The sequence below is a fragment of the Streptomyces sp. NPDC053426 genome (assembly GCF_055585405.1).
Genome location: NZ_JBVJKE010000003.1, coordinates 414,211 through 436,610 on the forward strand (window position 1 = coordinate 414,211; position 22,400 = coordinate 436,610).

16 protein-coding genes are annotated in these 22,400 nt (G+C 74.0%); 6 read left to right on the top strand and 10 right to left on the bottom strand.

Features of this window, described 5'->3' with window-relative positions; translation table 11 throughout:
- Nucleotides 1–25: 25 nt before the first annotated feature.
- From ACZ62B_RS08865 to ACZ62B_RS08890, 6 genes are all read right to left on the bottom strand, one after another.
- On the bottom strand, nt 26–451 hold the full coding sequence (locus ACZ62B_RS08865) for a phage tail protein (protein ID WP_085576488.1): 426 nt from the start codon (nt 449–451) through the stop codon (nt 26–28).
- A 51-nt stretch (nt 452–502) separates the two neighbouring features.
- Nucleotides 503–3,730 (bottom strand): DNA polymerase III subunit gamma/tau domain-containing protein, encoded by a 3,228-nt coding sequence (locus tag ACZ62B_RS08870; protein WP_469689549.1) that lies wholly within the window; start codon nt 3,728–3,730, stop codon nt 503–505.
- A gap of 165 nt (nt 3,731–3,895) precedes the next feature.
- Nucleotides 3,896–4,054, bottom strand: coding sequence for a DUF6760 family protein (locus tag ACZ62B_RS08875; protein ID WP_095534630.1), 159 nt, complete (start codon nt 4,052–4,054; stop codon nt 3,896–3,898).
- Nucleotides 4,051–4,599 carry a hypothetical protein gene (locus tag ACZ62B_RS08880; protein WP_344559872.1) on the bottom strand — a complete coding sequence of 183 codons (549 nt, stop codon included), beginning with the start codon at nt 4,597–4,599 and terminating at the stop codon, nt 4,051–4,053. Before ACZ62B_RS08880 ends, ACZ62B_RS08875 begins: the two co-directional genes overlap by 4 nt.
- Nucleotides 4,599–5,042, bottom strand: a complete 444-nt coding sequence (locus ACZ62B_RS08885; protein ID WP_344559871.1) for a phage tail protein — start codon at nt 5,040–5,042, stop codon at nt 4,599–4,601. Before ACZ62B_RS08885 ends, ACZ62B_RS08880 begins: the two co-directional genes overlap by 1 nt.
- A 69-nt stretch (nt 5,043–5,111) precedes the next feature.
- Complete coding sequence (locus ACZ62B_RS08890) at nt 5,112–6,713, bottom strand: phage tail sheath family protein (protein WP_468720777.1); 1,602 nt, start codon at nt 6,711–6,713, stop codon at nt 5,112–5,114.
- 221 nt (nt 6,714–6,934) lie between these two features.
- Between ACZ62B_RS08890 and ACZ62B_RS08895 the strand changes: the two genes are divergently transcribed.
- Both ACZ62B_RS08895 and ACZ62B_RS08900 read left to right on the top strand, forming a co-directional pair.
- Nucleotides 6,935–7,822: an eCIS core domain-containing protein gene (locus ACZ62B_RS08895; protein WP_469689553.1), complete on the top strand. Its 888-nt coding sequence runs from the start codon at nt 6,935–6,937 to the stop codon at nt 7,820–7,822.
- Nucleotides 7,823–7,831: 9 nt separating this feature from the next.
- The gene (locus ACZ62B_RS08900; protein ID WP_344559868.1) at nt 7,832–9,205 is read left to right on the top strand and encodes a ricin-type beta-trefoil lectin domain protein; all 1,374 of its coding nucleotides are present in this window, start codon (nt 7,832–7,834) and stop codon (nt 9,203–9,205) included.
- A 31-nt stretch (nt 9,206–9,236) separates the two neighbouring features.
- Here ACZ62B_RS08900 and ACZ62B_RS08905 read toward each other — a convergent pair whose 3' ends face one another.
- The 3 genes from ACZ62B_RS08905 to ACZ62B_RS08915 form a co-directional block, all read right to left on the bottom strand.
- Complete coding sequence (locus tag ACZ62B_RS08905) at nt 9,237–11,267, bottom strand: ATP-binding protein (RefSeq protein WP_344559867.1); 2,031 nt, start codon at nt 11,265–11,267, stop codon at nt 9,237–9,239.
- Nucleotides 11,264–11,908 (bottom strand): Pvc16 family protein, encoded by a 645-nt coding sequence (locus ACZ62B_RS08910; protein ID WP_344559866.1) that lies wholly within the window; start codon nt 11,906–11,908, stop codon nt 11,264–11,266. Before ACZ62B_RS08910 ends, ACZ62B_RS08905 begins: the two co-directional genes overlap by 4 nt.
- 164 nt (nt 11,909–12,072) lie before the next feature.
- Entirely contained in the window at nt 12,073–12,756 is a 684-nt protein-coding gene (locus ACZ62B_RS08915) for a helix-turn-helix transcriptional regulator (protein WP_079194863.1), read from the bottom strand.
- Nucleotides 12,757–13,238: 482 nt separating this feature from the next.
- On the opposite strand from ACZ62B_RS08915, the gene ACZ62B_RS08920 reads away from it, so the two are divergent.
- A complete protein-coding gene (locus ACZ62B_RS08920; protein ID WP_469689557.1) occupies nt 13,239–16,130 on the top strand; it encodes an AAA family ATPase in 2,892 nt (963 codons plus the stop codon).
- A 62-nt stretch (nt 16,131–16,192) separates the two neighbouring features.
- On the opposite strand, the gene ACZ62B_RS08925 is transcribed toward ACZ62B_RS08920, so the two are convergent.
- Nucleotides 16,193–18,475 carry a (Fe-S)-binding protein gene (locus ACZ62B_RS08925; RefSeq protein WP_344559864.1) on the bottom strand — a complete coding sequence of 761 codons (2,283 nt, stop codon included), beginning with the start codon at nt 18,473–18,475 and terminating at the stop codon, nt 16,193–16,195.
- 269 nt (nt 18,476–18,744) lie between these two features.
- On the opposite strand from ACZ62B_RS08925, the gene ACZ62B_RS08930 reads away from it, so the two are divergent.
- The 3 genes from ACZ62B_RS08930 (at nt 18,745) to grpE (ending at nt 22,391) form a co-directional block, all read left to right on the top strand.
- Entirely contained in the window at nt 18,745–19,782 is a 1,038-nt protein-coding gene (locus ACZ62B_RS08930) for an MraY family glycosyltransferase (protein WP_344559863.1), read from the top strand.
- 93 nt (nt 19,783–19,875) lie between these two features.
- On the top strand, nt 19,876–21,720 hold the full coding sequence (gene dnaK, locus ACZ62B_RS08935) for a molecular chaperone DnaK (RefSeq protein ID WP_468720771.1): 1,845 nt from the start codon (nt 19,876–19,878) through the stop codon (nt 21,718–21,720).
- Entirely contained in the window at nt 21,717–22,391 is a 675-nt protein-coding gene (gene grpE, locus ACZ62B_RS08940) for a nucleotide exchange factor GrpE (protein ID WP_344559861.1), read from the top strand. The genes dnaK and grpE overlap by 4 nt, the downstream gene beginning before the upstream one ends.
- Nucleotides 22,392–22,400 lie beyond the last annotated feature (9 nt).

Sequence of the window (22,400 nt, forward strand, 5' to 3'; positions counted from 1 at the left end):
GCGTCGTGCGTGGTGCCGGCCGCGGTCAGTCCGTGAACCCGTGGTGCGCGATCTCCAGGACCTCCGTGGCCACGCCCGGGTTCGCGGGGTCCAGGGAGGGGCCCTGCCAGCTCACCGGCAGTACGTCGATCAGTCCCCAGCGCGCCACCTGGGAGCCGTCCGCGCGCAGCGCCGAGATCTGGGCGGTGGGGCGGGTGACGCCGGTCGTCACGGAGGAGATCCAGGCGGCGACCTTCGAGGTCTCCGGGGTCAGCGGACGGGTCAGCCGGATGGTGGAGAAGGTGACCCGGGTCGGCAACTGCCACACGAACCCGTTGTTGCCGCCCTCCCGGTACTGCTCGACCTCCACCGTCGACGCCAGCCCCTCACAGCCGTTGAACGCGCCGAGGCTCTGCCCGTCGATGGTGAGGGTGAAGAAGATGGTGGATCCCGGATCGAGATCGCTGGACATCGGAGGGCCTTTCGGAGGCGGGCGGGGGCGGGCAGGGCGGGCGGGTACGGGTCAGGTGCGGGGGTCGCGGAGTCTGCCGATGCGTTCCCGGTCCATCCGCAGCTCGGTACGGAGGAGACGGGTGAGCGGGCCGACCAGACGGTGGGTCAGCTCGTCGAGCTGCCCGTCGGTCAGGGCACGCGGATCGAAGGACTGCCCGGCGTGCGGGTCGTGGGGGCTGTACGGCGGGGGCGGCCCGGGGTCGTACGGCGGAGGGGGGCCGGGGTCGTACGGCGGGGGCGGCTCGGGGGTGTGCGCGGGCGGCGGTCCGGGGGTGTTCGACGGGGCCGGGCCGACGGCCTTCTTCCAGAGCGACTTCAGCGCGGCGGGCGCGGCGGCACGCTGGACGGGGACCGGCAGGGCGGGGAGCGCCGGGGCGTCGGGGGCGTGCGGTCGGGCCACCGAGGGGGCGGCCGTCGGGGCGGCCCGCCGCACGGGCGGCGCGGAGGAGGAGACGGGGGCGGCCGGAAGGACCGGGGTGACGGCGGCGGGGGCGCGGAGCGGGACCGGACCGGGGGAGGCGGGCACCGCGGGCCCGGCAGCCGGGGGTACGGGGCTCTGCGCGGAGGTGCGCTGGACGGGAACGGGGACGGGGACGGTGGCCTGTGCGCCGGGCGGCGGCACGGGCTGCCCGGGGGCAGGGGCGAGCGGCGGCGACGCGGGCTTGGCGAGAGGCGCGGACACCGGCGCGCCCGGAGAGCTCCTGCGGGCGGAGTCCGGTGCGGGTGCGGGTGCGGGCAGGGGCGCGGGCGTGGTGCGGCGTTGGAGGGGAGCACCGAGGCCGGGCCGGGTGGGCACCGGTGAGCCGGGCCGGGCGAGGCGCTGCACGGGCGTGCCCGTCCCGGCGCGGGGGCCCGGTGCGGGTGCGGTGCTCCTGTTGCCGCCGACCGGATCGGCGGAACCGGATCGCTGCACCACGGGCGCGGCGGGCGCGGGCGGAGCGGGCCGGGTCGCCGAGAGCCGCTGGATGGGGGGCCCGACGGGCGTGGCGGCGGGGGCCGGGGCGGAGGCGGTGCTGCTCGGCATCGGCCTCGGCATCGGCTTCGGCACGGGGACGGAGGTGGAGCCGAGCGGCGGCAGCACGGCACGACCCGCGCCCTCCGTCGGCAGCCCGGTGTCCGTACGGCGCTGGACGGCGGGGGAGACGGCTCCCGGAACCGCCGTCCCGGACGGCGGAGGGCCGGCCGGGGCACCGGGTGCGAGGGGTACGTCGCCGAGGGCGGCGGGGGACACGGGAAGAACGGACGGGAGGACCTGGCCCGTCGTCTCGGCGCTCGTGCGGCGCTGGACGGTGGGCGTGTCGCCGAGGGCGGCGACGGGGGGAACGGGGACGGCCGGTGCCGCCGCTCCGGGGCTCGTACGACGCTGGACGGCGGATGTGTCGCCGGGGGCGGCGGGAAGAGCGGGGGAGGGGGCTCGGCCCGCCGTTCCGGGGCTCGTCCGACGCTGGACGGCGGGTGCGTCGCCGGGGGTGCCGCCGGGGGACGCGGGAACGGGTGTGGCGGGGGATGCGGGAACGGGAGCGGCCGAGGTCGCTGTTCCGGCGTTCGTGCGGCGCTGGACGGTGGGTGTGGCGCCGGGGCCGGCGGTGGTGGGTGCGGGAACGGGGGTGGCCGGGGTCGCCGTTCCGGAGTCCGCGCGGCGCCGCGCGGTGGCTTCGGGAGTGTTCGCGCCGGGGGACGGGACCGTGGCCGGGACACCGGGTCGCGGCGCGGTGTCCGTGCTCCGGGCCCGCTGGACGGAGGCCGCCTCGGCGGCGGGTGCGGCGGAGGGCCGACGGGTGCCGGACGCGGCCGGGACCTCGCCGACGGCGGCGCCGGACGCGGAGGAACCGGACGAGGACGTGGCCCCGGGGGACACGGGAGCGTCCGTGCCCCGGTGCACCGGGGCCGACGGGATCCGCCGGAGCGGTGCGACGGGTGCCGTGGAGCCGGGCCGGGCGAGGCGCTGCACGGCGGCCACGGGAACGGTGGCCGGCGCGGACGCGGGTGAGTCGCCCCGGGCGCTCCCGGAAGGTCCGGCCGACGGACCGGCGGGCGTGGCCGGTGCGCGCCGCACCGTCGGCGCTCCGGGCGACGCCACCGGTATCCCCGAAGGACCTGCGGAAGGGCCTGCTGAAGGACCTGCCGAAGCAGTCGGCACGGAAGACGGCACGGCGGCAGGGGCCACCGTGCCGGCGCCACCGGCCGTGGGCGCGGTGCCGGTCCGCCCGGTGCCCTCGGCCCCTGGGCCGCCCGACGGTCCGGAGACGTCGGGCCGCCGCGCGCTCGGGGCACCGCCGCCGGACCGGGCCGCCCGCCGCTGCACGGCGGGCGCGGTCTGCCGCAGGGGTACGGCCGCGGGCGCGGGGCGGAACTTCGGCGCCACGGGCGACAGCGCGGACGGCACGGCGGGAGTCAGCGCGCGGGCCGGCGCCAGGGACCGTACCGGAGGAGCCGGGGAGGGCGACGCCGCTGCCGGTGCCCGTTCCCCCGCCGCTTCCCCGGTGTCCTCACGCGGTACGGACGCCGGCCGCGCGGACGTGACGGCCCGCTGGACCACGGGATCCCGCCCGCCGGGACGGCCGGCCTCCTCGACGCCGCGGGGAACCCCCGCCTCGGCCCGCGCACCGGAAGGCGTACCCGGGGCCGGGGAGCCGGGGGAGGCCGCGGGCTTCGTGAGCGGGGCGGATCCCGGGGGCGGGGCCGTCACGGGCGCGCCGAGCAGCGGCCGGCGACGCGTGCCGGAGGGCGCGCTGCCCCCGGTGGCCGGGGTGGCCGGTGAGATGTCCGGGGTGGCCGGGCGCGCACCGGAGCCGCTCCCGCCCCGGCCCGCGACGACCGGCAGGGCACGCCGCTGGACGGGCGCCGCCGGGGCCGCCGTCCGGGTCAGGGCCGCAGGCCGGGGGGCCGGGGCGGGGACGGGGGTGACCGACGGGCCCGAGGGGCGGTCGACGGTGAAGGGTACCGCCGCGCGCCGCACCGGCGGCTGCTCCGTGCCGGGCTCGCCGGGAGCGGCGACGGGCAGGGAGAGCGCGGGGAGTTCGAGTCCCGGCGAGGGCCGTGCCGAGGCGGTGAGGACACCCTGGACCAGCCCGCCGGGCGCGCCGTCGAGCACGGCGTGGGAGAGCGTGCCCGTGAAGGCCGGGTTCTGCCAGGTGCTCAGCCTGCCGCCGAACCCGGAGTCGGCGACGGGCCACGACGGCCGGGCGGTGGTCCGCTGGATCGGCGGCAGCCCGGGCCAGCCGGCGGTACGCACCACGGCCGCGGACGCACCGCCACCGGTATCGCCGCCACCGCCACCGGTATCGGCATCGGCCGATCCCGCGGATGTGGGTGACGTCTCCGGGGACGGGGCGGGCGTGCCGGTCCCGTCCCGCCTCCCCGGCGCGTTCCTCCGCAACCGGTCGAGGAATCCCATGCCGCGTCAGCCCTCCGCCGTGGCGCGGGTGACGAGCGAGGTGATCTGCTCCGTGTACCGGCGGCGGTCGCCGTGTTCGAGGTCCAGGATGTCCTCCAGGCTCCAGTGGAAGTGGTAGGCGATGTACGCGATCTCCTCGTGCAGCCGGTCGGTCGCGTACGTCACGATTCCCCCAGGCGGCTCCCGCCGAGTTCGACCTCGAACGGCTGCTCGCAGTGGGGACAGGTCACGCCGGCCCGGGTGTGGCCCTCGGCGTTGACCTGCCGGTAGAAGTCCTGGAGGAACGCCAGGTCGGAGGCGAACATGTTCTCCACCACCCCGTCGTGCACCAGCGGAAGCGTGCCCAGCCTGGTGATCACCCGGCCGAGCAGGACCACCGACAGGTACGCGGGGTTCTCCTGCACCCGGATGTCGCGCAGCGGGATCAGCTCGTCCCGGGCGGTCGCGAGCCGCATCACCCCGTGCCGGTGCACGGTCCCGGAGTCGTCGACGTACCCGCGCGGCAGCTCGAACGGGAACTCGGTGCGCAGCACCTGCGCCGCCGGGCCGACGGGGTCGGGCACGGCCTGCTCCGGTGAGGGCGCCGGGTTCTGGGCGAACGGCCCCTGGCCGCCCCCGTCGGCGGCTCCGTCGACGGAGGCGGCCCCGTCGACGGAGGCGGGGGCTGCGCCGGCCGGGAGGGATCCCGGCCGGGCGGTGGTGCGGCGCATTACTCGATGACCAGTTCTTCGAACGTGATGGTCACGGTCTCGGTCAGCGCGGAGGCCTCGCCGGCCTTCACCGTGCTGGTGTCGATCTTGCTGCACCAGGCGTTGCGCATGTTGTACCGCTTGACCGGATTGTTCTGGTAGTCCATCACCATGATGGTGGCGTTCTTGCGGGCCGTGGACATCGCGCCGTTGACCGACTCGTTGATCCACTGGTTGAACGCGGCGGACTGGGTCATGCCGCGGACGACCGTGCAGGTGCCGGCCTTCTTCACGCCCGGCATCTTCTTGGTGACGGGCTTGCCCTGGGCCGAGACCTGCTGGTACTCGATGACGTCCTGTTCGAGGCTGAGGCCGCTGACCTCGGCGAGGTACTCGACCATCACACCGTCGATCTGGAGGCCGAAATTGTGTGACGTGAGGGCGTCACCCGGCTGCAGACTCATTTATCTGTCTTTCTTTCCTTCGGAAGAGGGGGAGCGGAGACCGCGGGGGAGAGGGGGAGGAGACCTCCCCTACTCCTCCAGCTCCCCGCTGCCGCTGGAGAACTGGGCCAGCCGGAAGATCACGAACTCGGCCGGCTTGACCGGCGCGATGCCGATCTCGCAGATGACGCGGCCGAGGTCGACGGACTCCGGCGGGTTGGTCTCCTCGTCGCACTTGACGTAGTACGCCTCCTCCGGCCGGGCGCCGAAGAGGGCGCCCGAGCGCCACTCGTTGACGAGGAAGGCGGAGACGTTGCGCCGGATCCTGGCCCACAGCTGGTGGTCGTTGGGCTCGAACACCACCCACTGGGTGCCGATCAGGATCGACTCCTCCAGGTAGTTGAAGTACCGGCGGACGTTCAGGTAGCGCCAGGCCGGGTCCGAGGAGAGGGTGCGGGCGCCCCAGACGCGGATGCCGCGGCCGGGGAAGGCGCGGATGCAGTTGACGCCGATCGGGTTGAGCAGGTCCTGCTCGCCGCGGGTGATCTGGAGCTCCAGGTCGACGGCGCCGCGCACCACCTCGTTGGCGGGCGCCTTGTGCACCCCGCGCTCGAAGTCGTTGCGGGCCCAGATGCCGGCGATGTGACCGCTCGGCGGAACGGTCCTGCTCTGGCCGCTCGCCGGGTCGAAGACCTTGATCCACGGGTAGTAGAGCGCGGCGTACTTGGAGTCGTAGCCGGCGGTCTCCTGGCGCCACACGCGGATGTCACGGGCGTTCAGGCCGGGCGGCGGGTCGATGACGGCGACCCGGTCGCCCATCAGCTCGCAGTGCGCGATCAGACCGAGCTGGACGGCCTTGACGGCCTCCAGGTCGATGGCGCCGCGCTGGTAGGCGGCCATCAGGTCGGGGACGGCGACCATGGAGATCTCGTCCACGGCCTCCAGACCGCCGAAGCCGGTGCGGTCCGCCGAGTCCCCGAGGTACTGGGCCGGGCCGGGGTGGCTCTCGGCACCACCGGCGGCGGCCGGGGCGGCCGGGGCGGCGGGAGCGGCGGCCGGGGCGACGAGCGCCACGGTCTGGTTCTCCGGGCGTGCGAGCTGCGCGGCGGGCGCCGCCTCCTGCACGGTGATGAGCTTGGAACGCTCCTTCACCTGCGTGACGACGTAGTTGCGGCTGCTCTTCTTGGCGCTCACGTCGAAGCTCTCGACGGGCCGGTCGCCGTCCTTGACGACGAGCCTGAACCGCTCGGCGGGGCCCTCGCCCTCGGGGTCGGAGACCTCGACGCTGAGCGGGCCGGACCCGGCGGCCACGGCGCTCACGGTGAACGTGCCGAGCTGCTGGGGCGTCCCGGCGGGCAGCGCGGCCGGCGCGGCCGCGCCGGTCACCGCGGCGGGGGCGCCGGCCGCCTCGCCCGCGGCACCGCCCGGGGCGCCGCCGACACGGACCACGTAGGCCGCGCTGCCGCCGTTGTTGAAGAAGCCGTAGACGGAGTGCGCCAGGTAGTACCCGTCGGTGAAGGCACCGAACGCGGCCACGAACTGGGTCCAGTTGGTCACCAGGGTCGGCTCGTTCAGCGGGCCGGACGGTGCGAGCCCGACGAAGGCCGCCACCGATGTCCCCACTCCCTCGATGGGGCGCGAGCCGCTGGCCACCTCCTCGACGTAGACGCCCGGCGACAGGTAGGACGGCATGCTCTGCTCTCCTCGGGGTACGAGTCAGGTCTGTACTCACCCTCGCGCGCGCGGCGCGACGCGCGGAACGTCTGCGAGTGCCGTGTCCGGGGCACCGCTGTTGCCCGGAAGGGCAAGGCACGCCGTACCTGCCCCCGAGGCTGCCCCGAAGGTCGTTCCCCGCCCCGCGACGGCCTGGCAGCCCGCGGACCGACGTGTATCCGCCGTCCAGGGGAGTGTCCGTGAGCACGCGGGACAAGGGCAACGACGGGCGGCCCTTCGACGGCCGGCCGCCGAAGGGCCGCCCGGCCGCCACCACGGGGCCCTCGGCCGGGCTGCTCGCCCTGCGGCGCACGGCGGGGAACGCGGCGGCGGCCCGGGCCGTCGCGGAGGAACGCCACCAGCATGACGCGCACTGCGGTCACGCCCCGGCCGTGCAGCGGAGTTCCCCGGTGCACGAGGTGCTGCGCGCCCCCGGCCGGCCCCTGGGCACGCCGTTGCGCACCGAGACGGAGGCCCGCTTCGAGGGCGCCGACTCCAGCGGCGTACGCGTGCACTCGGACGCGGTCGCCCAGCGGTCCGCTCACGAGACCGAGGCGAAGGCGTACACCTCGGGCTCGCACATCGTCGACGGCGGCGACATGCCGAAGGAGGACCGGGCCCACGAGCCGACCCACCACCTGGACCAGCGGACCGGCCCCGTCCCCGGCACGGACGACGGTTCGGGCCCGCGGGTCTCGGACCCCTCCGGCTCGGGGGAGCGCCGGGCGGTCGAGAACGCGCGCAGGACGGGCCCGGCCCCGACAGGACGGCGGCCGGGGGCACCACGGCACCGGCGAGCGTGCGGCGGACCGTGTGGGTGTTCGACGGCAGTACCCGGACCCGCCACGTCGGCGGCCGGGATCCGGGTGTCCGGTACGGCGAGACCGACCGGACGCGGAGCCGCACCTCCACCGAACGATGAACGCCGACTCCTGCGCCCGTCTGGTGCCGGCCGCCAACGGAGCGCCCGCGCCCCTGTGAGCCGCACGGTCCCGGACGGTCGGCCCGACGGCTGGGCAACGGGTCGGCCCTGCGGGGCACTTGACACTGCCCCCGGGACTCCTGACGCTCCCCGGAGGAGTCCGTAACGTCGCCGCGTGACCCTATGGACTTCTCTTGAGCCGGCGTCGACGACGGTGGACCCCGGTGGCGGCACGACGGTGCGGTTGCGGGTGCGTAACACCGGTGACGTGGTGGACGAGTACCGGTTCGAGCCGGTGGGGGATCTCGCGCCGTGGACGCGGGTGGAGCCGCAGTCGCTGCGGTTGTACCCGGGGACCACGGGGACGGTGGAGGTGTCGTTCGCCGTGCCGCGGACGCCGGACGCGGTGGCGGGACCGCATCCGTACGCGGTGCGGATCACGCCGACGGAGCATCCCGAGGCGACGGCCGTCCCCGAGGGGAACGTGACGGTCACTCCGTTCACCGAGGTGCGGGCGGAGTTGGTGCCGCCGGTGGTGAAGGGGCGGCTGCGGGGGCGTCCGAAGCTGGCGGTGGACAACCTCGGGAACACGAAGGTGACCGCGTCGATCGGCGGGAGCGACAACGGTGACCAGCTCTCGTTCGACCTGGATCCGGGCAATGTGCAGATCGAGCCCGGGCGGGCGGTGTTCGTCAAGGCGCGGCTGAAGCCGCGGGAGATCATCTGGTTCGGCTCGAAGCAGGAACGCCCGTACACGCTGGCGGTCCAGCGCTCGGGCGTCGATCCGCTCGGGGTGGAGGGGAAGTTCGTCCAGCGCGGCTTCCTGCCCGGCTGGCTGGCCACGGTGCTGGGGATGACGGTGGCGCTGGCGGTCGCGTTCGTGGTGATCTGGCTGACGTACAAGCCCGACGTCCGTTCCCTGGCCACCGAGCAGACGGCGCAGGCCGAAGCCGGTGCGATCCCCGTCCCCAGCCCCGCGCTGTCCGCACCGGTCACCGTGCCGAGCGCCGAGCCGTCGCAGGAGGAGAAGGCGCCCGAACAGGAGAAGCCGGCGGACACCGGGGACTCGGCCGGCGCGGGCTCCGAGGAGAAGGAGGAGCCGTCCGGCGACGGCGGCGGCCAGAAGGAGGAGGACGAGCCGGCCGTCCTGGTCGGTGACCTCATCGTGGGCAACGGGTCCGAGCGGTGCATCACCATTCCGCTGAGGAAGGGCAAGGCGGAGGACGGCACCGGTCTGGTGCTGCAGGACTGCGACCCGGAGGCCGCCAACCAGCGGTGGGACTTCCGGAGCGACGGCACCGTCCGCTCCATGGACCTGTGCATGGACGTGGCCAACGGCTCCACGAACGACGGCGCCACGATCCAGGTGGCCCGGTGCAGCGGCAACCCCGCCCAGGACTTCGTGATGAGCCCCGCGTGGGACCTCGTCAACCCGCAGGCGGACAAGTGCGTCGACGCCATGTGGAGCGGCACCGCGAACGGAACGGGGCTGCACCTGTGGACGTGCGGGGGCACGCCCAACCAGAAGTGGCAGCGGCAGTCGGCCTGACCCGGTACCGGACCCGCCCCGGCCGGGGCGGCTACCAGGAGCCCTCGCCCGGCACCAGCCGTCCCGCCTTGCGGTACTCCCGCCGCGCGCCCTCCAGCAGGTCGGCCGTGGAGACCGGCCCGTCCCGGTCCGCGGCCGCGTAGGCGGCGGTGACCACGGCGCTGCGGATGGAACCGCCGGACAGTTCGAAGTCCCGCGCCACCCCGTGCGCGTCGACGCCGTCCGCGCACGGCACGCGGGAGAGGCTGTGTTGCCACAGCGCGAGCCGCTGGCCGGCGTCCGGGAACGGGAAGTCGACCACCAGGTCCAGGCGCCGGGTGAACGCCTCGTCGATGTTGGCCCGCAGGTTGGTGGTGAGCAGCGCGATGCCGTCGAAGGACTCCAGGCGCTGGAGCAGGTAGGCGCTCTCCATGTTGGCGTACCGGTCGTGCGCGTCCTTGACCTCGGACCGCTTGCCGAACACCGCGTCCGCCTCGTCGAAGAGCAGGACGGCGTCGGTGCGGTCCGCCTCGGAGAAGACGCGCTCCAGGTTCTTCTCGGTCTCGCCGACGTACTTGTCCACGACGGAGGACAGCCGTACGACGTACAGGTCCAGGCCCAGTTCGGCGGCGACGACCTCGGCGGACAGCGTCTTGCCGGTGCCCGACTCGCCCGCGAACAGCCCCAGCACGCCCCGGCCCCGGCCGCCGCCGGCGCTGAGCCGCCAGTCGCCGAGCACCCGGTCGCGGTGCCGGGCCCGCCGGGCCAGTTCCCGCAGCTGGGCCAGGGGCGCCTCGGGCAGCACCAGGTCGTCCCAGGTCACCGCCGGTTGGATCCGCCGGGCGTGCTGTTCGAGCCCCGAGGTCGACTGCTGGCGTGCGGCGAGTCTGAGGTGGCCGGGGGTGAGGGCGGTGCCGTCGAACGCGGCGAGGCGCCGGGCGGCGCGTACGGCCCGCGCCACCCGGTCCGTGCTCAGGTGGTACGGGGCCACGGTGGCGGCGAGATCGAAGCCGAGGGGGCCGGAGGGACCGTCCGGTGTGCCCGTACGGGCATCAGGTCCCGCCCCGTCCTCCAGGGCCGCGGCCCAGGTGTCCACGGCACCCGCTCCCAGCCGGGGGGCGTCCAGGACGAGGGGGTCGTGGTCGCACCACTGCGGGTCGTACGGCCGGGAGCCGGTGAACACCACCGGCACATCGGGCACCGACAGTGCCCGCACGAGTGCCCCGGGGTCGTCCGGGAGCGGGGAGACGACCACGGCGCGGTCCCGCAGCCGGGCCTCGCGCAGCAGGGCGGTCAGCGGTTCCCCGGTGTGCGGCCCTTGGGGGGTGTAGTGCAGGGCGCCGTCGGGGAGGGCCCGCGCGGCGTGCGCCAGGCCCTCGCCCTCGCGGTGCTCGCGCAGGTAGACGGTGAGCGGGGCGGCGGCCAGCCGGGCGGCGAGCCGCCCGGTGAAGGTGTCGTCGCCGGGGGCGTCCGCGGTGGACGGCACGGTGAGCGGGCGGGCCCGCCCGGTGAGGGACGGATCCGGGGTGTCGTCACCGAGGAGGTGGGCGAGGAGCCGGTCCGGGACCCGCAGCGACCGGCTGAGGAAGGGGCGTTCCGGTTCGTCGACGTCGAGCAGGGCCAGGGACCGCAGGGGCGCCGACGGGTGGAAGACGGCGCGGGCCTCGGGCCGGTGCACGGGGGCGCCGCACAGGTCGAGCGCGAGCCCGGTGGTGGCGTGGCGGCGGCCCACGTCGTCGTTGAGGTAGCCGTACAGGGGCTCGAAGGAGCGGTCGAGGTCCGGGGCGAGCGCCACGAGCAGCACCGAGACCTCCAGCGGGCGCAGGCCGAGCCGCCGCGCGAGCGGACCGAGCCGGTCACCGGGGAGCTCGTCGTCGTCCCCCGCCCCGTGGTCCCCCGACGGGGCGGAGGGGGCGCGGAGGTGGTGCCGTACGGCCTCCTCGGACAGGTACAGGCCGCGGAGCGGGTCGTCGGCGGTCGGGTCGCCGGCGGCGCGGTGCTCGACCAGCAGGGCGACGCGTTCCCGGAGCCGTGCGACGCGCTCCAGGAGCGCCTCGGCCGGGGCGTGGTGGTGGCCGTTCAACGGTTCCGCTTCCCTCGCTCGACGTGGTGCGGGCGGTGGCCGCGGCCGGGTGGGTCGTCCTGGGCTCCGTCGACCGAGCGGACCCGTACGACCGCGCCCTCGGTGACCGGCGGTCCCGCGTCGTACTCGGGGAAGGACGGGAACGGCACGATCACCACCAGGTCGAGCGACGGCTTGAGTTCACCGCCGAGCGCGGACCAGATCTCGGCCAGCGACCGCGACTCGGTCTGGGTGCCGGCCACCGACAGCTGCACGGAGAGCCCCAGCGCGCCCAGCGCGCCGGGCAGTTCGGCGGGCGGCAGGATCTCGCGGGGCAGCAGGGTGGCCAGTACGGCGGACAACAGGCGGTGTTCGTCCTGCGGTTGCTTGGTCCAGGCGGTGACCAGGTACGACAGCCGGAACCAGCGCGGGGGCAGACGGCGCTTCACGACCTGGCCGCTGCCGTCGGTGACCGCGACCGTGCCGCGTTCGCGCCGTGAGACCTCCTCACGGATGTCGTAGAGGTAGGCGTTGAGGGCGGGCGCGTTGCGGCGGGCCGCCCAGTCCCGGGTCGGGGCGTCCAGCGACACCTCGATGCCCGAGCCGGCCAGGGCGCCGCTGTTGAGAAGCCCCTTGAGGACCTCGTCCACCTCGTGGATCACCGTCGTACTCCTGCTCTGCCGTCGCGCGGCTCACCGGCCGCCGGACCACCGGGCCGCCGGACCCCGTCGATCGTGCCCCCGGACGCGCGGTGCCGTGCCCGCCCCCGGGGACGGGAGCGGGCACGACGGGCTGCCCGAGAGGGTGAATTCGGTTGCCTGTTCGGTCAGATGTAACCTTCCCGAAGGGCGTACGCGACGGCGTGCGCGCGGTTGCGGAGGTGCAGCCGGGTGGTGATGCCGTGCAACACGTTCTTGACCGTACGTTCGGAGTACGAGAGTTTTCCGGCGATCTCTCCCGTGTCCAGGCCCTCGGAGACGAGGCGCAGGACGTCGGCCTCACGGGCCGTCAGTCCGGAGGAGGGGCCGCCGGGATGGCCCGCCGAGGTGCGGTGCAGCGTGCCCACCTGGTTGATCAGCCGGCCCAGCAGGTCACCGGGGAGGTCCCCGTCGCCGCGGGAGGCCGCCACGACGGCACGCACCATCCGGTGCGCGGTGGCCTCGTGGCGCCAGACGATCGCGCCGACCCCGCACTCGACCACGTCGAGGAGTTCGTTCTCCCGGATCGCGCCGACCACGAGCACGGCGCGGCTGCCGTCACTGCGCACGAGCTTGCGCATCCTGGTCAACAGGCCTTCGTCCAGGTGGTCGTTGATGAGGAGGGCCACGGTGTCCGGGCCGGGACGGCCGTCCTCCACCAGCTCGATGACCGGGTGCCGGCGGAGTTCACTGGCCGCGCCGGCCCGGGAGATGGGGTCCGGGGCGTCGACCACCACGGGGATCCTGGTCCCCTGCCCGGCGGCCGGGGCCGTTTCCGAGGTTCCGAACGAGCTGCGCAACCGATTCCCCATACCCGAGTTGCGGGCACCACTGTGGCGTCCGCGTCCGATGCTTCGGTCACAGACTCCTGTGCCGGGTGGGACGCGGACAATCGTGGAGGACCACGAGACGCACCACGAGATCACGCGCACCGCCCACCGGCCGGGCACGCGCCGGACACCCCCGGCCGTGCCCCGCGCACCGCGCTTTCCGCACGGTCCCGGGAACGGGGACGGTCCCGGGAACGGGGACGGGGTCCGGCTCTGCGGGAATGGAACACGACCCGGTGCGCTTCGTCCATACCTGTGGCAAGGATTCACCCCTTGGCTCGGCTTCTTGCCTCAACAGGCCGTCCGGACCGGCCCGTCGGGGCACCCGCAGGGCCTGTTTCACGTCCTCCAAGGAGAGGACGGCCGCCGTTCCGTCCGGTCACCCGTGAGATCCGTCCCCCGTCACCCGCCCTTACCCCGCACGACCACGATCCGCCCCGGCCCAGGAGGAACCGTTGCCCTCAGTGGAACCCCTCAGCGAACGGGACGACGCCCTGCGGCTGCTGGCCGCGGAGGCCGAACGCGCCCGTGAGGGATCGGGCCGCCTCTTCCTGCTGCGCGGCGCCACCGGCACCGGCCGCACCGCCCTCCTGAGGGCCGCCGCGCAGCAGGCGGCGGACCGGGGCATGTGGGTGCTGCGGGCCCGCTGCACCCCGGAGAACAGCGGTACGGACTGGTGCGCCGTCCACCAGCTCTTCGGCGCGGAGGCGGACTTCGTCGACGACCCCCCGGCGGATCCCGGCACGTCCCGGGCCGCGCACCACCGGACACGGTCCGCGCTGCTGTGGCGGCTGCTGGAGACGTACGCGGCCGAGGCCCCGCTGTTCGTGGCGGTCGACGACGTGCACGCCGCCGACCCGCTCTCGCGCCGCTGGCTGGCGGAGGCGGCCCGGCTCGTCGAGGGGCTGCCGGTGCTCCTGGTGGTCACCGAGCGCAGCCAGTACGACATCGACCCGCCCGGCGCCGGCCTCGCCCACGGGCTCTCCCCCGCCCTCGTCCGCACCCACACCCTCGCCCCGCTGAGCGACGGCGCCGCCACGGACCTGGTCCGCGCCGCCTTCCCCGGGGCCGCACCCGACCGGGTGGCCGACTGCGTACGGGCCGGGGCGGGCAACCCGCTGCTGCTGCGCGCCCTGCTGGAGGACCTGTCGTCCGGGGGCACCACCGACGGGTCCGCCCCGCCGGCGGCACTGCCGGACACCTGCGCCGCGCTGTACCCGGGCGCCTACCCGGACGCCGTGTCCTGGTGGCTGGCCGGCGCGGGCGGGGCGACGGCCGGGGTCGCCCGTTCCCTGGCCGTGCTGGAGGGCGGGGAGGCGGACGACGGTGCCGCACGGGCCGCACGGGTCCCGTCCGCGGACGGCGCCGTGCCCGCGCGGAACCGGTACCCGGGGTGCCGCCCCGCCGAACGCCGCGACACCCAGGCCCGGATCATCGCCAGGATGGCCCAGGCGGACATCGACCGGGTCGCGGGCTGGCTCACCGCGATGACCCGCCTGGGCCTGCTGCGCCAGGACGCGGACGGCCCGTACCGGTACGCGCACCCGCTGCTGCGCGACGCGGTGCTGAGCGGCTGGACGAGCGGCCGGCGCAGGGCGGCCCACCGCACCGCCGCCGAGGAGCTGATGCGCGGGGGCGCCGAGGTCGCCGTGGTGGCCGGGCACCTGTCGCACGCCTCCGCGGTGGCCGAGTCCTGGGCCGTGGACGTGCTGGTCGAGGCCGCGGCCGACGAGGTGCGCGCCGGCTGCCCACGAGGTGCCGTGGCGTTCCTGAGACGCGCCCTGGACGAGCCCATGGCGCCCGTCCGCCGGGCCACCGTCCTCATCCAGCTCGGCTCCCTGGAGTGCGCCGAGTACCCGTCCGGCGGCATCGCCCGGCTCGCGGAGGCCGTACGGCTGCCGGGCGGGTCCCGGGACCTGGTGCGGGCGATGGTGGCCCTGGCCACGGCGCTCGTCCGCAGCGGGGAGACCCGGGCGGCGCTGCGCATGCTCCGGGAGGAGGAGCACCGGCTGGCGGACCGGCCCGACCTGGTGCGCACGCTGCGCGCCGTCACCGTACTGATGTCCGACGAGGAACTGGGCGCCCTGCGCAAGGAGTACCGGCGGCGGTCCGGTCCTGACGGGGGCACCCCGGACCTGCTCGACGCGGCCCACCGGATACTGAACGTGCGGTACGAGGCGACGGCCGGCCTGATCTCCGCACGGGACGCGATGGCGCAGATCCGCACGCTCCTGGAGGGGCCGGCCGACCCGATCGCCGAGCCGTTCCTGTTCGGCACGGCCGCCGCCGTGGCCCACTGGGCGGACGAACTCGACGAGGCCGAGCGCCTGGTGCGGCGGGCCCTGGACACGCTGGACTCCTTCCTGCTGCACCCCATGCACCACGTCCTGCTCGACCTGCGCGTGGATCTCGCGGCGGCCCGCGCGGACTTCGCCACCGTGCTCGCCGACCCGAGGGCCCGGTCGTCCGGGTCCGGGCCGTCCGGGCCCGGCCCCACCAGCGCGCACACGCAGGCCGTGATCGCGCTGGTGGAGACGGGCCGGCTGGAGGAGGCCGCCCGTCTCGTGGACGGGTTCGACCTGCGGACGGCACCGGACTCCTGGCGCACCCACCGCTTCCTGTACGCGCGGGGGGTGCTGCGCGCGGCGTCCGGCGACCCGGCGGCGGCGCTGGACGACTTCACGGAGTGCGGACGGCGCCAGACGGCCCGCGAGGCGTTCAGGTCCGTGGTCGCCCCCTGGCGCGTCGCCGCCGCCGAGTGCGAGCTGGCGCTCGGCCGGCCGCGGGAGGCGCTGGCCCTCGCCGAGGAGGAGCTGCGGCTCGCCGAGGTGTGGCACACCCCGCGCGTACGGGGCCGCGCGCTGCGCGTGCTGGGCGAGGCGACGGGCGGCCGGCGCGGCCTGGAGCTCACCGGCTGCGCGGTCGGAATCCTGCGCGAGGAACCGGCCGGAACGGAGCTGGTCTCGGCCCTGATCTCCCACGGCCGACTGCTCAACACCCTGCGGGAGCGCTCCCACGCCCGGGAGACGCTGCGCGAGGCGGCGGAACACGCCGAACGCCTCGGCGCGGTCCGGCTGCGCACCGTCGCCGAGGACCTGCTCCGCGAGGGCGGCGCCCGCCGCGCCGGTGCCCCCCGCACCGGCCCCGCCGCCCTCACCGGCAGCGAACGCCGCATCGCCGGCCTCGCGGCCGAGGGCCGCACGAACGCGGAGATAGCCGCCTTGCTGCACCTGGCCCGCCGCACGGTGGAAACCCACCTGACGGCCGCCTACCGCAAACTCGGCATCACCCGCCGCACGGAACTGCCCGGAGCCCTGCCCCCCGCCCCGCCCGCCCCTCCGGCCCGCGCGGGCTGACCCGGAAGGGGTACGGCGAAGGGGCCGCCCTTCCGGGCGGCCCCTTCGGCGGAGTGTCGCGTTTACTTCACCGGCTCCGGTTCCGGAGCGCTCTCGCTCTCCTCGTCGCCCGCCGGGTCGGCCGGGGTCTTGACGGACTCCAGCAGGAGCTGGGCGACGTCGACGACCTGGACGGACTCCTTGGCCTTGCCCTCGTTCTTCTTGCCGTTGACCGAGTCGGTCAGCATGACCAGGCAGAACGGGCAGGCGGTGGAGACGATGTCCGGGTTCAGCGAAAGAGCCTCGTCGACGCGCTCGTTGTTGATGCGCTTGCCGATCCGCTCCTCCATCCACATCCGGGCGCCGCCCGCGCCGCAGCAGAAGCCGCGCTCCTTGTGGCGGTGCATCTCCTCGTTGCGCAGGCCCGGGACCTTGCCGATGATCTCGCGCGGGGGCGTGTAGATCTTGTTGTGGCGGCCCAGGTAGCACGGGTCGTGGTAGGTGATGATGCCCTCGACCGGGGTGACCGGGATCAGCTTGCCCTCGTCCACCAGGTGCTGGAGCAGCTGGGTGTGGTGGATGACCTCGTAGTCGCCGCCGAGCTGCGGGTACTCGTTGCCGAGGGTGTTGAGGCAGTGCGGGCAGGTGGCGACGATCTTCTTCGCCGACCTGGGCTTCGCCGACTCGGGCACGACCTTGCCGTCGTCGTCCATCTCCTCGCCGAAGGCGGCGTTGAGGGACATGACGTTCTCCATGCCGAGCTCCTGGAACAGGGGCTCGTTGCCGAGGCGCCGCGCCGAGTCACCCGTGCACTTCTCGTCGCCGCCCATGATCGCGAACTTGACGCCCGCGATGTGGAGGAGCTCCGCGAAGGCCTTGGTGGTCTTCTTGGCGCGGTCCTCCAGGGCGCCGGCGCAGCCGACCCAGTACAGGTACTCGACCTCGGACAGGTCCTCGATGTCCTTGCCGACGACCGGGACCTCGAAGTCGACCTCCTTGGTCCACTCCAGGCGCTGCTTCTTCGCCAGGCCCCAGGGGTTGCCCTTCTTCTCCAGGTTCTTGAGCATCGTGCCCGCCTCGGACGGGAACGCGGACTCGATCATCACCTGGTAGCGGCGCATGTCGACGATGTGGTCGACGTGCTCGATGTCGACGGGGCACTGCTCGACGCAGGCGCCGCAGGTGGTGCAGGACCACAGGACGTCCGGGTCGATGACGCCGTTCTCCTCGGCGGTGCCGATCAGCGGGCGCTCGGCCTCCGCGAGGGCGGCGGCGGGCACGCCGGCCAGCTGCTCCTCGGACGCCTTCTCCTCGCCCTCCATCGTCTTGCCGCCGCCGGCCAGCAGGTACGGGGCCTTGGCGTGCGCGTGGTCGCGCAGGGACATGATCAGGAGCTTGGGGGAGAGCGGCTTGCCGGTGTTCCAGGCGGGGCACTGCGACTGGCAGCGGCCGCACTCGGTGCAGGTGGAGAAGTCCAGCAGGCCCTTCCAGGAGAACTGCTCGACCTGGGAGACGCCGAAGACGTCGTCGTCACCGGGGTCGGTGAAGTCGATCGGCTTGCCGCCGGACGTCATCGGCTGGAGCGCGCCCAGGGCGGTCCCGCCGTCTGCCTCCCGCTTGAACCAGATGTTCGGGAAGGCCAGGAAGCGGTGCCAGGCCACGCCCATGTTGGTGTTGAGCGAGACCACGATCATCCAGATGAAGGACGTCGAGATCTTGATCATCGCGAACAGGTAGACCAGGTTCTGCAGCGCGGCGACGCTCAGCCCCTTGAAGGCCAGGACCAGCGGGTACGAGGCGAAGTACGCGGCCTCGTACTGGTCCACGTGGTGCAGTGCGCCCTCCAGGCCGCGCAGCACGTAGATGGCCAGGCCGATGGTGAGGATGACGTACTCGACGAAGTACGCCTGGCCCGCCTTGGAGCCCGCGAAGCGGGACTTGCGCCCGGGGCGCGAGGGCAGGCTCAGCAGGCGGATCACGATGAGCACGGCGATGCCCAGGATCGTCATCACACCGATGAACTCGATGTACAGCTCGAACGGCAGGAAGCCGCCGATGACCGGCAGCACCCAGTCGGCCTCGAAGAGCTGGCCGAAGGCCTGGGCGAGGGTCGGCGGCAGGGTCAGGAAGCCGACGGCGACGAACCAGTGGGCGATGCCGACGACACCCCACCGGTTCATGCGGGTGTGGCCGAGGAACTCCCGCACCAGGGTCACACTGCGCTGGTAGGGATTGTCGGTCCGGGCGCCGGCCGGGACCGGCTGGCCCAGCTTGAAGTACCGGACGAACTGGCCGATCGCGCGTGCGAGCAGCGCGACGCCGACCACGGTCAGGACCAGCGACACGATGATCGCGGCGAGTTGCATGGGGGCTCCTCGGGCCTGCGAGGGGTTCGGAGAGGAATTTTCGGGACTTCGACGGGGGCTCCATCACGGCTTCCCCGAAATTACTAAGCGGTAACTTATGCAGTCCGTTCGAGATTACCCCCATCTCCGGTCGCACTGTAGCCGGGCACGGGGTGATCTGAATCGCTCAGGGTTGCCTATGGCGGCACCTCCGGGGGCGTCCGAATGGCGTCCGGGATCCGATCGTGTTATTCACGCCAAATCGGTCCATACGCCCCTAACTTATATCCGTGCTCTACGGGATCGCCGCCGCCGCCACCGCCCTGCTGCTCTCCGCCCTCCTCGCGGAACTGCTGCGGGTCCCCGCCCTGCGCCTGGGGATCGTGGACCGCAGACGCCGCCTGGCGCTGCCGCTGTCCGGGGGAACGGCCGTCGTGCTCGCGACCGCGCTGGTGGCGGGGCTCGGCGACCGGGCGGGACACGCCCCGCTCGGCACCGGGATCGGCCGGCTGCTGGCCGCCGGGGCCTGGGTCGGCGTGCTCGGGCTGGCCGCCGACGTGTGGCGGCTGCGGTGGTGGGTCCCGCTCGCCGGCACGGCCGTGGCGGCGGCGCTCGTCGTGCCGTACGCGGAGACCGGGGTGGTGCGGGGGGTGCTCGCCGTGGGGTGGGTCGTGGCGGTCACCGCCGCGTTCCGGGGGCTCGACCACGCCGACGGGCTGGCCGGCACCGTGGGGGCGGTGACCGCGTTCGGGGTGGCGGCCTGCGCGGCGGCCGAGCTGATGGAGGGGATCGCGGTCCTGCTGAGCGTGCTGGCCGCCGCGCTCGCCGGGTTCCTGCTGCACAACTGGCACCCCGCGCGGGCCGGCCTCGGGGCGGGCGGCTCGCTGTTCACGGGGTTCGTGGTGGCCTCGGCGGCGGTGTTCGTGCGGGCCGGGCAGGGAATCGGGGCCGGTGCCGGGGTGTTGTTCGCCCTGACGGCCGTGGTGTGCGCCGACGCCGTACTGGTGGTCCTCGCGCGGCGGCTGTCCCGGTGGCCGCTGACCCGCGGCCGGCCGGACCACCTCGGGCACCGGCTGCGGCGGCTCGGACTCGCCCCCCGCGCGGTGACCGTGCTGCTCGGCGCCGGCGCGCTGGGCGGGGTACTGGTGGGGGTGGGCGCGCACACCGGGCGGGTGTCCGGGGGCGCGGTGGGGTGGGTGGCGGCGGTCGCCGCGGTGGTCGTACTCGCGCTCGTACGCCTTCCCGTCACCCCCGTTTTTCGTCCCCGTCAACGATCTGCCGAGGCGTCGTCTCAGGTCAGAGAGCGGTTGCGTGTAAGGAACGGATAAGAGTTGAGTCTGCTCGACTCAGCTCTGTTGACCCCGCGCCGGACGTCATGCATGCTTGAGTCCGTTCCACTCAAGTCAGCTGGAGGAATCGAAATGGCACGTGCGGTCGGCATCGACCTGGGCACGACTAACTCCGTCGTCAGCGTTCTGGAGGGCGGCGAGCCCACCGTCATCACCAACGCCGAGGGCGCCAGGACCACGCCGTCCGTCGTCGCCTTCGCCAAGAACGGTGAGGTGCTGGTCGGCGAGGTGGCCAAGCGCCAGGCGGTCACCAACGTCGACAGGACCATCCGGTCGGTCAAGCGCCACATGGGCACCGACTGGAAGATCGAGCTCGACGGGAAGCCCTTCAACCCGCAGCAGATCAGCGCCTTCGTGCTGCAGAAGCTGAAGCGCGACGCCGAGGCGTACCTGGGCGAGAAGGTCACGGACGCGGTCATCACCGTCCCGGCGTACTTCAACGACGCCGAGCGCCAGGCCACCAAGGAGGCCGGCGAGATCGCCGGCCTGAACGTGCTGCGCATCGTCAACGAGCCGACGGCCGCCGCCCTGGCGTACGGCCTCGACAAGGACGAGCAGGTCATCCTGGTCTTCGACCTCGGTGGCGGTACGTTCGACGTCTCGCTGCTGGAGATCGGCGACGGTGTCGTCGAGGTGAAGGCCACCAACGGTGACAACAACCTCGGTGGTGACGACTGGGACCAGCGCGTCGTCGACTACCTGGTCAAGCAGTTCCAGTCCGGGCACGGCGTGGACCTGGCCAAGGACAAGATGGCGCTGCAGCGTCTGCGCGAGGCCGCCGAGAAGGCGAAGATCGAGCTGTCCTCGTCCACCGAGACCACGATCAACCTCCCCTACATCACCGCCTCCGCCGAGGGCCCCCTGCACCTCGACGAGAAGCTGACCCGCGCCCAGTTCCAGCAGCTGACCGCGGACCTGCTCGAGCGCTGCAAGACGCCGTTCCACAACGTCGTCAAGGACGCCGGCATCCAGCTCTCCGAGATCGACCACGTCGTCCTCGTCGGCGGTTCCACCCGCATGCCCGCCGTCGCCGAGCTCGTCAAGGAGCTGACCGGCGGCAAGGAGGCCAACAAGGGCGTCAACCCGGACGAGGTCGTCTCGATCGGCGCCGCGCTCCAGGCCGGTGTCCTCAAGGGCGAGGTCAAGGACGTCCTGCTGCTCGACGTCACCCCGCTGTCCCTCGGCATCGAGACCAAGGGCGGCATCATGACCAAGCTGATCGAGCGCAACACCACGATCCCGACGAAGCGCTCCGAGATCTTCACCACGGCCGAGGACAACCAGCCGTCGGTGCAGATCCAGGTCTACCAGGGCGAGCGCGAGATCGCCGCGTACAACAAGAAGCTCGGCATGTTCGAGCTGACCGGTCTGCCCCCGGCGCCGCGCGGCGTCCCGCAGATCGAGGTCTCCTTCGACATCGACGCCAACGGCATCATGCACGTGACCGCGAAGGACCTGGGCACGGGCAAGGAGCAGAAGATGACCGTCACCGGCGGCTCCTCGCTGCCGAAGGACGAGGTCGACCGGATGCGCCAGGAGGCCGAGAAGTACGCGGAGGAGGACCACGCCCGCCGCGAGGCCGCCGAGTCCCGCAACCAGGGCGAGCAGCTCGTCTACCAGACCGAGAAGTTCCTCAGCGACAACGAGGACAAGGTCCCCGGCGACGTCAAGGCCGAGGTCGAGACGGCCGTCGCCGAGCTGAAGGAGAAGCTCAAGGGCGACGACTCCGCCGAGATCCGCACGGCCACGGAGAAGGTCGCGGCCGTCTCCCAGAAGCTGGGCCAGGCCATGTACGCCGACGCCCAGGCCTCCCAGGCCGCCGGCGGCGCGTCCGCCGGTGCCGGTGAGGCGAAGGCCGACGACGACGTCGTCGACGCCGAGATCGTCGACGAGGACCGCAAGGACGGTGCGGCGTGACCGAGGAGACCCCGGGCTTCGACGAGCAGTCGCAGCAGCCCGACGTCCCCTCCGACGAAGCCGAGCCGAAGGCCGCCTCCACCCCCTCCGCGGAGGAGGGGGCGGCCCCGGCCGGGGACACGGGCCAGGAAGCGGCACTGGTGGCCCAGCTGGACCAGACGCGCACGGCGCTCGACGAGCGCACGGCCGACCTCCAGCGCCTCCAGGCCGAGTTCCAGAACTACCGCCGCCGGGTCGAGCGCGACCGGGTCGCCGTGAAGGAGGTCGCCGTGGCGAACCTCCTGAGCGAGCTGCTCCCCGTGCTCGACGACGTCGGCCGCGCGCGGGAACACGGCGAGCTGGTCGGCGGCTTCAAGTCCGTCGCGGAGTCGCTGGAGACGGTCATCGCCAAGATGGGCCTCCAGCAGTTCGGCAAGGAGGGCGAGCCCTTCGACCCGACGATCCACGAGGCGCTGATGCACAGCTACGCGCCGGACGTCACCGAGACGACGTGCGTGGCGATTCTTCAGCCGGGGTACCGGATCGGCGAGCGCACCATCCGCCCCGCGCGGGTGGCCGTCGCCGAGCCGCAGCCCGGCGCGCAGACGGCTCCGCCGGCCGAGGAGAGCACCTCCGAGGCGCAGGACGGACCGTCGGAGAACAAGGAGAGCGGTGGCCCGGAGGAGGGCTGACGCGATAGC

Excerpts from the sequence above, each read along its gene's own strand:
- ACZ62B_RS08890 (WP_468720777.1), bottom strand. The coding sequence starts at position 6,713 with ATGCCGTCCTACCTGTCGCCGGGCGTCTACGTCGAGGAGGTGGCCAGC.
- ACZ62B_RS08925 (WP_344559864.1), bottom strand. The coding sequence starts at position 18,475 with ATGCAACTCGCCGCGATCATCGTGTCGCTGGTCCTGACCGTGGTCGGC.
- ACZ62B_RS08880 (WP_344559872.1), bottom strand. The coding sequence starts at position 4,599 with ATGCGCCGCACCACCGCCCGGCCGGGATCCCTCCCGGCCGGCGCAGCC.
- dnaK (WP_468720771.1), top strand. The coding sequence starts at position 19,876 with ATGGCACGTGCGGTCGGCATCGACCTGGGCACGACTAACTCCGTCGTC.
- ACZ62B_RS08915 (WP_079194863.1), bottom strand. The coding sequence starts at position 12,756 with ATGGGGAATCGGTTGCGCAGCTCGTTCGGAACCTCGGAAACGGCCCCG.
- ACZ62B_RS08885 (WP_344559871.1), bottom strand. The coding sequence starts at position 5,042 with ATGAGTCTGCAGCCGGGTGACGCCCTCACGTCACACAATTTCGGCCTC.
- ACZ62B_RS08865 (WP_085576488.1), bottom strand. The coding sequence starts at position 451 with ATGTCCAGCGATCTCGATCCGGGATCCACCATCTTCTTCACCCTCACC.